Origin of the sequence: Nocardiopsis oceanisediminis (assembly GCF_048595525.1) — a bacterium.
GTDB lineage: Bacteria > Actinomycetota > Actinomycetes > Streptosporangiales > Streptosporangiaceae > Nocardiopsis_A > Nocardiopsis_A oceanisediminis.
In genome coordinates this window covers 4294038-4308070 of the sequence record NZ_JAFMZJ010000001.1, presented here as the reverse complement: position 1 = coordinate 4308070, position 14033 = coordinate 4294038, and the positions used below count along the sequence as shown (strand labels likewise).

Here is a 14033-nt window from a genome sequence, read left to right as displayed (position 1 = left end):
ACCGGGACCGCGATGTCGCCCGCCCCCGCCGATCCGGTGATTTTCCGCCCCCGGCGCCGCGGCCCTCCGGTCCCCGGCCTTCCCCCAGGTGAAGCCGGGTCCGCCGCGGGGATTCGGACGCGTCCGAGGCGCGGCCGGCGCCCGGAGCCGGAAAAGCGGCTGAACGGCCTTGGTTTCCGGGGAATGATCGGTTTTGCCATGAAATGGAGGCGCGGTTTCGGCCGCGTGGAAAAAGAACCGGAACGGCGGGGGCCTATGAAGGGGCGCGGCCCTGGGTAGGCTGAAAATCGCAAACGGCCTCCGGGGGGTCTTCCCCGCTGGAGGTCCCTCTCTTTCCGGTGTCTCCCAATGGAACTCGTTCCAGGAAGAGGCTTTGATGGAAAACGATCCGCGCGTCCTTCCGGAAAACCCCGATATCGGCCCCGGCGGGCCCGTGCCCGCATCCGCCGCGGCCCCCGCCGGCCGCAGCGGCGCCTCTGCGCGGCGGAGAAGGAGCGCGCCGCGACGGGTCCCGCTCCGGGAGAGACCGCCCGCCCGCTGAATGCCGGCGCCGGCGCTTTTCCGCCGGAATGAGGCCGCAGATCGCCCGGGGCGCCGATCCCCGCCCCTTTTTCCCGCCCCGTGCGCCCGGTGCGCCGGAGTTCCCGCCGGTCGCCCGAGCGGCGCCATGACCGGTGAGAGCCGCGCCCGGTGAAAGGCGTGCCCGGGAATTCCCGGGCCGCGCCGTGCCCCGGACGCGGCGGTACCGCAGAGAAAGGAGAACCACCCGTGCCGGAGAACGTCCAACCCCCTCCGCGGGCAGCGGAGGGAACCACCATGCTCGACCTGGAGGAGGTGCCGGCCGCCGCACCGCCGCCGGCGGCCGGCCTCGACCCGGTCGCCGCGCACTACTGCAAGACCCTGGAGCAGGTCAGAGGCGAGAAGTACGACGTGGTGGTGGTCGGCGGCGGCGCCGTCGGGGCCGCCGTCGCCGACGCGCTGCTCAGGAAGGCCGGAACCAGGCGGGCTCTCCGCGTGCTCGTTCTGGAGAAGGGCCCCTTCCTGCTCCCCGAGCACGTGCAGAACCTGGTGCCGCAGTACCAGCGCCTGATCGCCAAGGCCGTGGCCAAGCCCTGGAGGCTCGAAGCGGGCACCACCTTCGACCTGGCCCCCCAGGTCCCCTACATCGGCGGGCGGGCCCTGTTCTGGAGCACCTGGATCCCGCGGCCGACCCGCGCGCAGATGCCGGACTGGCCGAAGCGGGTCCTCGACGAGCTGGAGCAGAAGAAGTACTGGGAGCAGGCCGAGCGGCTGATGGGCGCCGTCCGCCCGAGCCGGATGGGCCCGGAGTTCTCCGCCTTCCAGCCCCGGCTGCTCCAGCGCATCCTGGACCGGCTGGGCGGGGTCGGGCACTTCCTGCCCTACGACGACCCCGACGCGCTGGAGGTGCCGCTCGCCTCCAAGGCCACCTCCTCCACCCTGGGCTACCGCAAGTTCAGCCCGGTCCCGGTGCTGCTGGCGGCCGCCGACGCCTTCCCCGGCCGGATCGACCTGGTCACCGGCTGCGAAGTGAAGAAGATCGGGCACGAGCAGAAGGGGAAGGTCCGGACCGCCACCCGCCTGGAGACCACCCAGGGCGCACTCGACCTGAAGGGCGCCCGGCTGGTGCTGGCCAACGGCGTCGTCGAGCCCACCGGGCTGCTGCTCGGGTCGTTCCCCGAGACGCTGCCCGGGTTCACCGGGACCAACCTCGGCGGCCACGTCGCCTCCTGGTTCTCCGTCCGGGTCCCCCGGCACGCCTGGAAGGGGCTGGGCAAGGACCTGCAGATCGGCTGCGCCTACCTCAAGGGGCGGGTCGAGGCCTACTCCCGGGACTTCCACGTCCACCTGATGGGGGCCTCCAACCCCGAACCGGCGGCCGCCACCGCCGACCTCTACCGGCTCATCCCGGACTCCTTCGACCAGGAGTTCCTGGCCCAGCTGAGCAGCCCCGACCACATCGGCTTCCTGGTGCACTGCCTGGGCGAGTGGCGCAGCGAGCGGAAGAACGCCCAGGGCAGCAGGGTGCGGGTGGAGGGCGGGGAGACCGTCCTCGCCATCAAGCCCGCCGACAAGGACGTGAAACTCCGCTCCGAGATGGACGGCGCCGCGCTGCGCCTGGTCAAGCAGGTGCTGGCGGCGAACGTCCCGGAGAAGGAGATCGAGTACTGGCGCCCCGGCACTTCCGGCGTGCCCGGCCGGTGGCAGGCCGATCCGCCGGAGGAGCGGCTCAAGGACGCCCTGGTACACGAGTCCGGGACGCTGTGGATGGGCGAGGACCCGAAGGAATCGGTCACCGACCTCGACTGTCGGCTGCACGGCGTGGACAACCTCTACGTCGGCGGGGCCGCGACCTTCCCGACCTCCGGATCCTGGAACCCCACCCTGACCGCCGTCGCGCTGGGCCACCGCCTCGCCGACCACCTGCTGGACGGGGGGAAGCCGTGACCGGGATCAGCGAGCAGGACTTCGTCGGGGTCTGCGCCCGGATCACCGGGTTCGGCCAGTACGACCTCTACGGCACCGGGATGGCCCCGCTCTACCTCGACACCGCCCGCGACCAGGTGGGGAGGGAGCGGTTCGACACGTTCTGGGCCGCACTGAAGAAGGCCCTGGAGCAGCAGCAGGGGCTTGAGAAGCTCTCGCCGCCCCACCTGGAGGTCGCCCGCGCACTCGTCTACCTCTGGTACACCGGCGCCTGGCCGAAGCTGGCCCCCGCCGCCCACGCCGCGCTGCGCAGGGAGAAGGCCAACACCGAGTTCGTGGCCGCGCCCAGCGCCTACACCGAGGGCCTGGTGTGGCGGACCTTCCACGGCCACCCCGCCGGGGCCAAGGCACCGGGCTTCGGCACCTGGTCGGTGAAGCCGCCGGACGTCCCCGCGATCGAAGAGCTCCGGGAGGAGTCCGCGGACGGCGCCGGCGGCGCGTACCGGGTCGGCTTCGAGGACCCGGTCGCGCTCGACGACGTCCCGCACGACCTGCTGCCCGCCTTCCGCGCCTCGCGGGACGTCGCCCCGTCCGAGGTCCCCACCGCCCGGGCACCGGAGGCGGCAGAAGAGGAGGAGATCCGCGCATGAACACCACGGCAGCGGCATGGGACGCCGACCGGCGCCGCTACGACGCGATCATCGTCGGCGCCGGCTGGTCCGGCAGCCTCATCGCCGAGCGCCTCGGCGCGAAGGGCTGGCAGGTGCTGGTCCTGGAGGCCGGTAACGGCGGCGACGAGACCTGGGAGGGGCACCTCGACTCGGTCCGCACCTTCCACTCCGCGGTCGCGAAGGTGCCCAACTCCCCGCACCGCCGCAACACCGCCGCCCCCTCGCCCGACGTCCTCGACCTGGCGCCGGTGCGCGATCCGAAGCCGGGCCGACCGGAGTTCACCGCCGGCGGCTACCTGGTGCAGAAGGGCCGGCTGCCCTACGGCACCGACTACCTGCGCTCCCTGGGCGGCTCCGGGATGCACTGGCTGGGCGCGGTGCCGCGGATGCGCGACGACGACTTCAGCACCGACGAGGACTACGACTACGGCCGGGACTGGCCGATCGGAGCCGAGGACCTCCAGCGCCACTACGCCGAGGCCGAGCGGGCGATGGGCGTCTCCGGCGACGCCGACGAGCAGCGGAGGCTCGGCGTGGTCACCGACCCGGATTACACCTACCCGATGCACGGCATCCCGCAGAGCCACATCGACCAGTACTGCCAGGAGCGGCTCCCCGACCGCGAGATCCGCGACGAGGTCGGCGGCGAGTCCTACCGGATCAACGTGACCGGCCTGCCCCAGGCCCGCAACGGCACCCCGAACCCGGGCTACGCCGGCGGCGCCGGCTACCGCCCCAAGGGCGCGGTCGGACTGCCCAACTACGGCGAGCGCTGCGTGGGCAACGCCAGCTGCGTCCCGATCTGCCCGGTCCAGGCCAGGTCCACCCCGGTGCGGATCCAGGCCGGGTTCTCCGGCTCGGTCACCGTCGCCACCAGGAGCGTCGCCACCCGGGTGCTGCGCGGCCGCGGCGACTACGTGCGGGGCGTGGAGTACCGCGCCTACGGCGACCCGGCCACCCCGGTCAGCCGGAGCTACACCGCCGAGGCCGACGTGGTCGTGCTGGCCGCGCACGCCATCGAGAACGCCCGGCTGCTGCTCTTCTCCGGGCTCGCCAAGGGCAGCGGCCAGGTGGGCCGGAACCTGATGGACCACCCCACCATGGTCGCCTGGGGGCTCACCGCCGCGGCTGACGGGAACATCGGGCCGTTCCGCGGCCCCGGCCACACCTCCGGCTGGGAGGAGTTCCGCTTCGGCGGCGCGCGCGCGAAGCGGGCCCCGTTCCGGATCGAGATCGGCAACTGGGGGTGGGGCTGGGCGAACGGCGCCCCGATGAGCAACGTCGCCACCGCGCTCGGCGTCGGCGGCGACGCCGCCGGGGAGGTGCGCGGCAAGGGCGTCTTCGGTGCGGAGCTGCGGAGCCTCCTCGGTTCCGCGATCGGCCGGCAGCTCCAGCTCCAGTGCGCGGTCGAGCAGGCCGCCAGCGTCGAGAACAAGGTGACCATCGAGCCGTCGAAGTACCGGGACGCGCTGGGCAACCCGCGGCCCGTCATCGAATACGACCTGGACGAGCACACCCGAAAAGGGGTGTACGCCGCCTACCTGGTGGCCGGGAAGATCTTCGCGGCGATGGGCGCGCAGAACCACACCGACTTCCGCCCGATCGGCGGGGTGCCGCCGCTCGGCCACTTCGAGCACCAGGGGCAGAACGGGACCGTGCACCTCGCCTACCACGGCGCGGGCCACGGCGCCGGCACGCACATCATGGGCGATGACGCCGCCGACTCGGTGGTCGACTCCTACCAGCGCACCCACGACCACCCCAACCTCTACGCGGCGGGCTGCGGCAGCATGCCGTCGATCGGCACCAGCAACCCCACCCTCACCATGGCCGCCCTGGCCCTGCGCAGCGCCGAGCGCATCCACCAGGACCTGGCCGAACTGCACGGGGCCGTGCTGCCCCGGCCCCGGGACCGGAAGACGGAGGTGCCGGCGTGATCACCGCGCTCGAACTGGACGCCCAGGGGTTCAAACCGCCCGGGAACATCAAGGAACTGCGCACATACCTGCAGGCCGCGATCGAGGTGGAGCACCTGACCATCCCCGTCTACATGACCGGGATGTACACCATCCGCCCGGAGACCAACCGGCTGGCCTACTACGCCATCCGCAGCGTCGTCCTGGAGGAGATGCTGCACATGACGCTGGCCGCCAACCTGCTCAACGCGGTCGGCGGGAACCCGAACGTCGCCCACCCGGAGTTCGTCACCAAGTACCCGGCCCAGCTCCCGTTCAGCAGCAAGAAGCTGCCGCCCATCGGGCTGCGGCACTTCTCCCCGGAGGCCCTGGACACCTTCCTGGCCATCGAGCGGCCCCGCTCGCTGGTGCCGTCCCAGGAAGGCGACGGGTGGACCTCCATCGGGCAGTTCTACGACACCGTCGGCAAGGGCCTCCGCGCCATCGTCGCCAAGGAGGGGGAGTCCAAGGTGTTCACCGGCAAGCCCCACCTGCAGGTGGGGCCCGAGGACTTCTACAACTCCGGCGGCGAGGCGTTCCCCGTCACCGATCTGAAGAGCGCGCTCACCGCGATCGAGGTGATCAGCGAGCAGGGCGAGGGGGCCGACGACTCGATCTGGGACAGCGACGACCGGTTCTTCGGCGAGGAGCGCCAGCTCGCGCACTACTTCCGGTTCAACGAGATCCGCACCGGGCGGGCCTACGGCCGCCACGACACCCCGAGGACGCCGCCCAGCGGGCCGCTCCTCGACGTCACCTGGGAGGACGCCTACCCGATCAACGGCGACTCCAAGGTCGCCGACTACAAGAGGTTCGAGGGCGAGAGCCGGGTCTACGCCGAGGCGGTCGAGTTCAACAAGAGCTACGCGAGGCTGCTCAGCTACCTGCACGCCGCGTTCAACTGGTGGCCGCGCCTGATGTGCCTGGCCGTGCCCACCATGCTGGAGCTGCGCGACCGGGCCGAGCGGCTCTACCGCAACCCGCACCCCGACCCCGCGCAGAAGAACACCTTCGCCAGCGCCACCTTCGAACTCGAGCAGAAGCACTTCGACGAGGCCCGGGACGGGGTCGAGCAGAACATCGAGGCGATCGACCGGGAACCCGGCGCGCCCATCGACCTGTCGGCCGTCGTCCCCCAGACGAGGGAGCAGTTCGCATGACCGACACACTGGACCGGGCGGCGACCGAGGGCGGCGTCCTGCCGAGCATCCCCGACGGGTTCGACCTCCCCTTCTTCTACGGCACCTTCATCAACATCGGCGTCGACTACCTGGTCGACACGGCGAAGGCCGCGAAGCTGCTGGAGTCCTTCCCGGCGAAGGGGAAGCTGAGCCCCGCGGAGTTCGACGGCAAGGCCTGCCTCTCCTTCAACTACCAGGTCTACTTCGCCCAGTTCGCGCACGGCACCGGGGTCACCCAGGAGATCGAGCTCAACGTCGTCTCCTACCCCACCGCGCTGAAGGCCCGGGTGCCGAAGCTGACGTACGAGCAGTACGCCGCCGGCGAGGACCAGACGCGCAGCCTCGGGTTCTGCCGGGTGCACGTGCCCTGCGACGCCCAGCCCGCGATCGACGCCGGCGTGGCCCTGTTCAACGAGCCGAAGTTCAAGGCCGACTTCGACGTCACCCTGCCGGTGCCCAACGGGACCCCGGTGAAGGAGAACGGGACGTGGAAGGTGGTCTGGTACGACACCTGGAAGGTGGTCTGCGGCGAGGCGGGGAAGAAGGGCGGGACCGGCTTCGACCCGAAGGACGTCCACTTCGCCTTCACCGCCGACCTGCGGAAGCTCCCCGAGAAGGAGGTGAGCGCCGCGCCGTTCACCGAGTTCGGCAGCCGGAAGGACGGGAACTCCGGGTACCGGGCGCTCGCCGCCCCGCTCAACGTCTTCCGGCCCTACCGGTGGTACGACCTGAGCGGCCAGACCGGCAGGGTGGTGGTCACCCCGGGGACCGGCGCCGCCTACGGCAAGGTCAAGGACTTCATCGACGTGGTCAAGGGCGTGCAGCCGGCCGGCGCCTGGGTGCACCACATGCCCCCGGTCGCGGTGCAGAACCGGCCGTACTACCTGCCGGAGTAGCGGCCGCCGGAGCAGTGCCCGCCGGATGAAGGGGGGGCGGGGCCGGAGCGGCGGTCCCGCTCCTCCCGCCTGCGGAGAGGGACCGGAGCCCCCGGTCGGAGCCCGGCCCCGCCCCGGTTATCATCATCCCATGCTGATATCAGTCGATACTGATGTACTGCGGGCGCTGGCCGACCCGCTCCGGATGCGGATCGTGCAGCTGCTCTCCGCCGAGACGCTGTGCACCACGCACCTGATCGCCGAGACCGGCGCCCGGCAGACCAACCTCTCCAACCACCTGCGGGTACTGCGCGAGGCCGGGCTGGTCGAGACCGAGCCGTGCGGCCGGTTCACCTACTACCGGCTGCGCCCGGAGGCGCTGGACGGGCTCTCCGCCGGCCTCGCCGGCCTGGCCGAGGCCGCGCGCGCCGGCGGCCGGCCCAGAAGGGCCTGCTGATGGCCGGCACCGACACCTCCCCCGCGAAGGCGCCGGTCGCCGGCGGCCTCTCCTTCCTCGACCGCTACCTGGCGGTGTGGATCCTGCTGGCGATGGCCGCCGGCCTCGGCCTCGGCCGCCTCCTGCCCGGGCTGGGCGCGGGGCTGGCCGCACTGGAGGTCGGCGGGATCTCGCCGCCGATCGCGCTCGGCCTGCTGGTGATGATGTACCCGGTGCTGGCCAAGGTCCGCTACGACCGGCTGGGCTCGGTCACCCGGGACAGGAGGCTGCTGCTCTCCTCCATCGCGCTCAACTGGCTGCTGGGCCCGGCCGTCATGTTCGCCCTGGCCTGGCTCTTCCTGGCCGACCTGCCGGAGTACCGCACCGGGCTGATCATCGTCGGCCTGGCCCGCTGCATCGCCATGGTCATCATCTGGAACGACCTGGCCTGCGGCGACCGGGAGGCCGCCGCGGTGCTGGTCGCGCTGAACTCCGTCTTCCAGGTAGCCGTCTTCGGCCTGCTCGGCTGGTTCTACCTGGACCTGCTTCCCGGGTGGCTGGGGCTGGACACCGGGGGCCTGGAGGTGTCGGCCTGGCAGATCGCCGCCAACACCGCGGTCTTCCTCGGCGTCCCGCTGGTCGCCGGGTTCCTCACCCGCCGCCTGGGGGAGAGGCGGATGGGCCGGGAGCGCTACGAGTCGGAGCTGCTGCCCCGGATCGGCCCGTGGGCGCTGTACGGGCTGCTGTTCACCGTCGTCCTGCTCTTCGCGCTCCAGGGCGAGGCGATCACCTCCGACCCGCTGGCCGTGGCCCGGATCGCCGTCCCGCTGCTGGCCTACTTCGCCGTCATGTGGTTCGGCTCCTTCGCCCTGGGCAAGGCGATCGGGCTGGGCTACGACCGGACCGCCACGCTGGCCTTCACCGCGGCCGGCAACAACTTCGAGCTGGCCATCGCCGTGGCCATCGCGACCTTCGGCGCCGCCTCCGGGCAGGCGCTGGCCGGGGTCGTCGGCCCGCTGATCGAGGTCCCGGTCCTCATCGGCCTGGTCTACGTGTCCCTGGCCTGGCGCCGCCGCTTCCCCGCCGGCCGGCGCTGAGCGCCGGCGCCCTCCGGAAACGACCGAGGAGAGACGACCATGTCCGCAACACCCGCCGTGCTCTTCGTCTGCGTGCACAACGCGGGCCGCTCGCAGATGGCCGCGGGCCTCCTGCGCCGCCTCGCAGGGGACGCCGTCGAGGTGCGCTCGGCCGGCTCGGCCCCGGCCGAGCAGGTCAACCCCGTGGCCGTGGAGGCCATGGCCGAGATCGGCGTCGACATCACCGCAGAGCGCCCCAAGGTCCTCACCCCCGACGCGGTGCGCACCAGCGACGTGGTGATCACCATGGGCTGCGGCGACGCCTGCCCGGTCTTCCCCGGCCGCCGCTACCTCGACTGGGAGCTGGACGACCCGGCCGGGCGCCCGCTGGAGGAGGTGCGCCCGATCCGCGACGAGATCGCCCGCCGGATCGAGGCGCTCCTGGCCGAACTGGGGGTGGAGAAGCGGGCCTGACCCGCGCTCCGGGCCGGCCCCGCCGTCCGTTCGGGCGGCGGGCGCGCCGCCCGGACGGCCCCGCGGGTTCCTCCGGCCACCCGACCCGCGCCCCCGGCCCCGCCGCCCATCCCGGTGGGCGCCGGCGGCCGGGGCGGAAGCGCGGGCGCGACCGCTCGCCGCGCCGGAAGCCCCGCCCCGGTGCCGCAAGGGGCGCCACCGGGGCGGGGCGCCGGCCCCGGATCAGTCCTCCGCGCCGGAGAACCTCCTGGCCAGGTCGCGGTGGCGCTCGGCGGCGAGCTCGGCCTGCGCGGGGCCGATGATCGATCCGGGCATCCGGCTCAGCCGCTCGACCTGCTCGGCCAGGCGCAGGTGCTCGGCCTGCGCGTGCTCGCGGCAGGGCAGGCAGGTGACGCGGTTCGGCTCGGAGGAGGTCATCGCGCGGGGCGCCTGCAGCCCGCACCCGGTGGCGACATGGCTCGGCAGGTCGCCGGCCAGGCCGAAGGAAGAGGCCAGCATGCTGCGGACGGCGGCGTCGTCCTGCATCACCTTCGCCTGGACGTGGATGTGCGGATCGCCGTCCATGCGCTCTCCTCACCGCGGGGCCGGACTCCGGCATCCGGCCGCGAACCGGACGGGACGAGTCTGCCACGCCCCCGCCCGCAGCACCGGACCGCGGGGCCGGTACGCCACCGCGCTCCAGGTCGCCGCCGCCCTACCGGCCGACGCGGAGCAGAGCCCTCCGACAGCCCGCGATGAGGTCCCCGCAGGGGGCCGGGCGGGAGCGGCGGCAGGATCCGACAGACGGCCGTCATCGCGGCCGCGGGGCGGCACCGCGGCGATGGGGGCATGCCCACCCGCAGGACCCCGCACCTCCCGCGGGCGGCCACCGCGGCCCGGTCCGGGACCTCATGCAGGCTGCGGTGGACGGGCCGGAGCCTCTCGTCCGGCCGCCGGCCGAGGGGCGTCGCGCCACCCCGCGGCTGCTCCGCTCGAACAGCGGGTCTCGACCGGCCGACTGATCCGCGCCGGCGTCGGGTGCGGCCGCTCGGCCGTCCGGCCGAAGTGCGGCTCCTCGGCCGGCGCCAGGAGGACCCCGATGCCGCGCGGTTCCATGGCCTCCGGCCGGCGGACCCCATCCGCACTCCGGCCCCGCTCCCCTCCCCGGCGTGCGCCGGAGAGGCGGAGCCCGCCGGTCCCGGCCCCGTACCGGGAGGTCACCCCCGGCGGTGCACGGTGATCCGGGCTCCTGCCGAGGAGAGCTCGCCGAGCTCGCCGTCGAGGAGGAGGACGTGCTCGCCGTCGGCGGAGATCGCCCGCCCCGGCAGGCCGCCGCGGAGCGGGCGGCCGTGCGCGTCGAGCATCCGGTAGGAGCCCTCTCCGGCCCCGCCTCCAGGGGCGTCCGCGTCGCGGGCGAACATCCACCGCTCCACGCCGGCCAGGCCCTCCGGGGCGGGGAGCCCCGGCAGCAGCCGGATCGACGCCTCCGCGCCGCCGGCTTCCACGACCACCGGGAGCGTGCCGCCGTCGCCGCTGCTCCCGGCCGCCCCGGCCCGGCAGACCAGGAGCGGCTCCGCCGTGCCCGAGCAGCGGTCCGCCCGGGTGGCCGAGGACGCGACCTCCTCCCCGGTGGCCGGGTCCAGCACCGCGGTGCCGCCGCCGTGCACCACCAGCACCGCCCGGTCCCCGGCGACCTCGGCGACCCGCGGCCGCTCGTAGCGGCCGTCCAGGCTCCACCGCTCCTCGCCGGTGCGGGGGTCCACGCCCGCCACGTCCTCGGCGGGCGCGCGGTCCGGGCCGGAGCCGTAGGGCGGGGTGCGCCGCTCGACCACCAGGACGCCGCCGCCGATCCCGAAGGCCTCGGCGTCCTCCTCGGTGTGCACGAGGCGCCCGGAGCCCAGCTCCCGGACCTCGGAACGGGCCGCGGCGACGGAGGAGTCCCCGTAGTCGATCCTGCCCACCGCGAACAGGTCCTCCTCGGACCCGACGAGGTGGTCGAGGAAGCCGGAGCCCCCGCCGAGCGGCGCCGTCCAGAGGACCTCCCCGTCCCCGGCGGAGACCGCGGACACCCCGTTCCCCCCGCCGTCCAGGCCGTGCGGGACCAGCAGGACGCCGCCGTCCCCGCCGGCGACGGCCAGCCTCCTCGAACCCGCCCCGAGGGTGCCGACCGCGTCGGGCCCGTCCTCGCCGCCGAGCGTCCAGCGCTCCTCCCCGGTGTCCGGGTCGAGGGCCGAGACGAGGAGGCCGTCGCCGTCCTCGCCCGCGTAGACCAGGGAGCCGCCGGCGAGGACCGCGTCGTGGATCCGGCGCAGGTCCACGTCGGCGTCGGCGCGGTCCGGCGCCGCGGTTCCGGAGGTGGAGACGGCGAGCCGGGGCGCCCGCTCGATCGGCATCGGCTCCGCCTCAGGCGCGGTGCCGGCCTCCGGGGAGGGCGGGGCGCCTCCGTCCGCCGTGCGGTGGAACGCGATCCGCCCGGTGCCGTCCGACGGGTCGGGGTCGACGGCGATGGCGTCCGGTGCGGCCGCGACGACCTCCCCCGGCAGGTCCTCGGCCAGGACCGCCCCGGAGCGGTCGATCACGAAGGACGCCGTCCCGGCCTCCTCCCCGTCCCCGGGGGAGGCCGTCAGGTGGATCCGCCCGCCGGACACGGCGTGCACCCGCAGCCCGTCCGCGGCACCCGGATCCAGGCCCGTCACCTCTGTGCTCCGCTCCACCCCGGACTCGCCGGGGGCCAAGGTGACCAGCTCGAACGAGCCGTGGGCGTCCTGCGCGCAGACGAGCAGGGAGTCCTCGCCGGCCGCGCAGCTGGGGGACCCCGTCCCGAGGCGGCTGCGGGGAGAGCGCGCCTCCTCGCCGGAACCGGTGGCGACGACCGCGGTCCGCGCAGGCGCCCCCTCCTCGCGGGGGACGGCGTACAGGACCGCCCATCCCTCCGTCGCGTCCTCGACGCCCGACTCGGAGAACACCCCGTCCAGGTCCCACGCGGGGCGGCCGGTCCGGGCGTCGAGCGCGAAGACCCGGCGCCCCTCGGTCGTCGCGTCCGCACCGGGCTCCCAGCCGGCGGGGGCGGACTCACCGAGCGCGGTGTCCCCGGCCAGGCGGTGCACCCAGTCCCCTTCGTGCTCCCAGAGCACTGCGCCGCCGTCCTCCGCGTCCAGGGCCAGCGAGGTCACCTCCCCGGTCCCGGAGGCCACGGCGCCGGCCAGGACCGTGCCGCCGGCCCCGTCCAGAACGCGGGGGACACCGGGCGTCTCCCGCTTCCACCGGACGGAGCCGTCGGAGCCGGAAAGGGCGGCGACGCCCTGCTCCCCGGCCTCGAGGAGGGTGATGTCGCCGACGTCGCCCTCCCGGCCGGTGACGGCGTAGGGCACGACCACCGACCAGTCGTCCCCGGCTCCGGTCAGCACCGGGGCCGAGACCTCGCCGAACGCGAGCGGCCCGACCGACTCGGCGCCGCCCAGCACCGCGTCGGCGTCGATCAGCGTGCCCGTGTCGCGCACCCAGCGCGGCTCCCCGCTCCCGGCGTCCACCACCGCCAACCGCAGCCGGCCGTGCAGGAAGGTCCCCATGACCACCGCGGAGTCGCCGCGGAACCCGACGGCGAGCACCTCCTCCATGCCGAGGTCGCCGGCGGTGTCCAGGTAGGCCTCGGGGCTCACCGAGAACTCCGGCCCGCCGGCGCCGCCCGGCCGGAGCAGCACCGCCCCCAGCCCGGCGGCCGCCAGGGCGAGCGCCACCGCCGCGGCGGTCAGCGCGGTCCTGCGCGGACGCCCGCGCAGGACCCCCTTCGCCCTCTTCGTCGAACCGGCCATCGCTCTCCCGCCCCTCCGCCGCGGACCTCCGCCGAGGGTACGGCGTCCCCGCTGCTCACAGCGGGTTCAGGGCCGCTTCCGGCCAAGCGGTGAACCCGGGCGCTCCATGGGTCCCGGGGCCGGCGGCGCGTCGGCCGGGGTCAGGGCTTGCGGGCCACCCCGCCGTACTGGTCCATTCCGCGGCGGGTGCCGACCTCGACCGGGCCGGGGCGCCACAGCGGGCAGGGGACCACGCCGGGCTCCACCGGTTCCAGGCCCTCGAAGCGGGCCGCGATCGACTCCGGGCTGCGCAGCAGGTAGGGGACGGCGCCCTTCTCGTTGCCGACCGCGATGGCCGCGTTGTAGGCCTCGCTGGTGTCGGTGCCGTCGTAGATCGCCAGGTGGCTGCCGGAGGGCAGGGCGTCCATGAGCCGGCGGATGATCGGCAGGATGTCGTCCTCGGGGATGTGCCCCAGGATCCCCATCAGCATCAGCGCGACGGGGCGGTCGAAGTCCAGGGTCTCCGCGGCCCGCTCCAGGATCGCGTCGGGGTCGCGCAGGTCGGCGTCGATGTAGTCGGTGACGCCCTCCGGGGAGCCGACGAGCAGGGCGCGCGCGTGCGCGAGCACCAGGGGGTCGTTGTCCACGTAGACCACGCGGCTCTCCGGGGCGATCGCCTGCGCCACCTCGTGGGTGTTGTTGGCGGTGGGCATCCCGGTGCCGATGTCGAGGAACTGGCGGATCCCCGCCTCGCGGGCCAGGTAGGTCACCACCCGGATGAGGAACTCCCGGCTGGTCCGGGCCAGGTCCACGATCTCGGGGAAGAAGGCGATCACCTGGTCGCCGGCCTCCCGGTCGATCGGGTAGTTGTCCTTGCCGCCCATCCAGTAGTTCCAGATCCGGGCCGAATGGGCCAGGGTGGTGTCGATCTGCGGTGCCTGGCCGGAACCGGCCGGGGCGGGCGAGGACGATCCGTCTGTCATAAGGACATCTACCTCAATGCGCAAGGGGGAAGTCATCCCGCGCCGAGAGAGCCCGGCGCCTCGTGCGCCGGAGGCCCGCCTCCGACCGGGATCTGCTCGGACCGAGAATAGATGAAACCCCTGCCACCGCGCATATGCCGCACTCCGGGGCGGACGCCCCCGCCGGT

11 protein-coding genes are annotated in these 14033 nt (G+C 74.0%); 8 read left to right on the top strand and 3 right to left on the bottom strand.

The genetic code is table 11. From position 1 onward, the window contains the following. Positions 1 to 816 precede the first annotated feature (816 nt). The 8 genes from J0910_RS19205 to J0910_RS19170 all read left to right on the top strand — a co-directional run bounded on the left by J0910_RS19205 (position 817) and on the right by J0910_RS19170 (position 9113). The gene (locus J0910_RS19205) at positions 817 to 2466 is read left to right on the top strand and encodes a GMC family oxidoreductase (RefSeq protein WP_420159925.1); all 1650 of its coding nucleotides are present in this window, start codon (positions 817 to 819) and stop codon (positions 2464 to 2466) included. Then, positions 2463 to 3095, top strand: a complete 633-nt coding sequence (locus J0910_RS19200) for a hypothetical protein (protein ID WP_420159924.1) — start codon at positions 2463 to 2465, stop codon at positions 3093 to 3095. The genes J0910_RS19205 and J0910_RS19200 overlap by 4 nt, the downstream gene beginning before the upstream one ends. Further along, the gene (locus J0910_RS19195) at positions 3092 to 5053 is read left to right on the top strand and encodes a GMC oxidoreductase (protein ID WP_420159923.1); all 1962 of its coding nucleotides are present in this window, start codon (positions 3092 to 3094) and stop codon (positions 5051 to 5053) included. Before J0910_RS19200 ends, J0910_RS19195 begins: the two co-directional genes overlap by 4 nt. After that, on the top strand, positions 5050 to 6231 hold the full coding sequence (locus J0910_RS19190) for a ferritin-like domain-containing protein (RefSeq protein ID WP_420159922.1): 1182 nt from the start codon (positions 5050 to 5052) through the stop codon (positions 6229 to 6231). The genes J0910_RS19195 and J0910_RS19190 overlap by 4 nt, the downstream gene beginning before the upstream one ends. Further along, positions 6228 to 7148: a hypothetical protein gene (locus J0910_RS19185; RefSeq protein ID WP_420159921.1), complete on the top strand. Its 921-nt coding sequence runs from the start codon at positions 6228 to 6230 to the stop codon at positions 7146 to 7148. Before J0910_RS19190 ends, J0910_RS19185 begins: the two co-directional genes overlap by 4 nt. Before the next feature lie 130 nt (positions 7149 to 7278). After that, a complete protein-coding gene (locus J0910_RS19180) occupies positions 7279 to 7584 on the top strand; it encodes an ArsR/SmtB family transcription factor (RefSeq protein WP_420159920.1) in 306 nt (101 codons plus the stop codon). Next, a complete protein-coding gene (gene arsB / locus J0910_RS19175) occupies positions 7584 to 8660 on the top strand; it encodes an ACR3 family arsenite efflux transporter (RefSeq protein WP_420159919.1) in 1077 nt (358 codons plus the stop codon). Before J0910_RS19180 ends, arsB begins: the two co-directional genes overlap by 1 nt. 39 nt (positions 8661 to 8699) lie before the next feature. Further along, a complete protein-coding gene (locus J0910_RS19170; RefSeq protein WP_420159918.1) occupies positions 8700 to 9113 on the top strand; it encodes an arsenate reductase ArsC in 414 nt (137 codons plus the stop codon). Positions 9114 to 9335: 222 nt separating this feature from the next. Here J0910_RS19170 and J0910_RS19165 read toward each other — a convergent pair whose 3' ends face one another. From J0910_RS19165 to J0910_RS19155, 3 genes are all read right to left on the bottom strand, one after another. After that, positions 9336 to 9677 (bottom strand): hypothetical protein, encoded by a 342-nt coding sequence (locus J0910_RS19165; RefSeq protein ID WP_420159917.1) that lies wholly within the window; start codon positions 9675 to 9677, stop codon positions 9336 to 9338. 632 nt (positions 9678 to 10309) lie between these two features. Further along, entirely contained in the window at positions 10310 to 12904 is a 2595-nt protein-coding gene (locus tag J0910_RS19160) for an outer membrane protein assembly factor BamB family protein (protein ID WP_420159916.1), read from the bottom strand. A 140-nt stretch (positions 12905 to 13044) separates the two neighbouring features. Continuing rightward, a complete protein-coding gene (locus J0910_RS19155) occupies positions 13045 to 13866 on the bottom strand; it encodes an SAM-dependent methyltransferase (RefSeq protein ID WP_420159915.1) in 822 nt (273 codons plus the stop codon). Positions 13867 to 14033 lie beyond the last annotated feature (167 nt).

What these genes read in the sequence shown, in the direction of transcription:
- J0910_RS19155 (WP_420159915.1), bottom strand. Translation starts at nt 13,866, where the DNA reads ATGACAGACGGATCGTCCTCGCCCGCCCCGGCCGGTTCCGGCCAGGCA.
- J0910_RS19180 (WP_420159920.1), top strand. Translation starts at nt 7,279, where the DNA reads ATGCTGATATCAGTCGATACTGATGTACTGCGGGCGCTGGCCGACCCG.
- arsB (WP_420159919.1), top strand. Translation starts at nt 7,584, where the DNA reads ATGGCCGGCACCGACACCTCCCCCGCGAAGGCGCCGGTCGCCGGCGGC.
- J0910_RS19185 (WP_420159921.1), top strand. Translation starts at nt 6,228, where the DNA reads ATGACCGACACACTGGACCGGGCGGCGACCGAGGGCGGCGTCCTGCCG.
- J0910_RS19165 (WP_420159917.1), bottom strand. Translation starts at nt 9,677, where the DNA reads ATGGACGGCGATCCGCACATCCACGTCCAGGCGAAGGTGATGCAGGAC.
- J0910_RS19205 (WP_420159925.1), top strand. Translation starts at nt 817, where the DNA reads ATGCTCGACCTGGAGGAGGTGCCGGCCGCCGCACCGCCGCCGGCGGCC.
- J0910_RS19170 (WP_420159918.1), top strand. Translation starts at nt 8,700, where the DNA reads ATGTCCGCAACACCCGCCGTGCTCTTCGTCTGCGTGCACAACGCGGGC.
- J0910_RS19160 (WP_420159916.1), bottom strand. Translation starts at nt 12,904, where the DNA reads ATGGCCGGTTCGACGAAGAGGGCGAAGGGGGTCCTGCGCGGGCGTCCG.
- J0910_RS19195 (WP_420159923.1), top strand. Translation starts at nt 3,092, where the DNA reads ATGAACACCACGGCAGCGGCATGGGACGCCGACCGGCGCCGCTACGAC.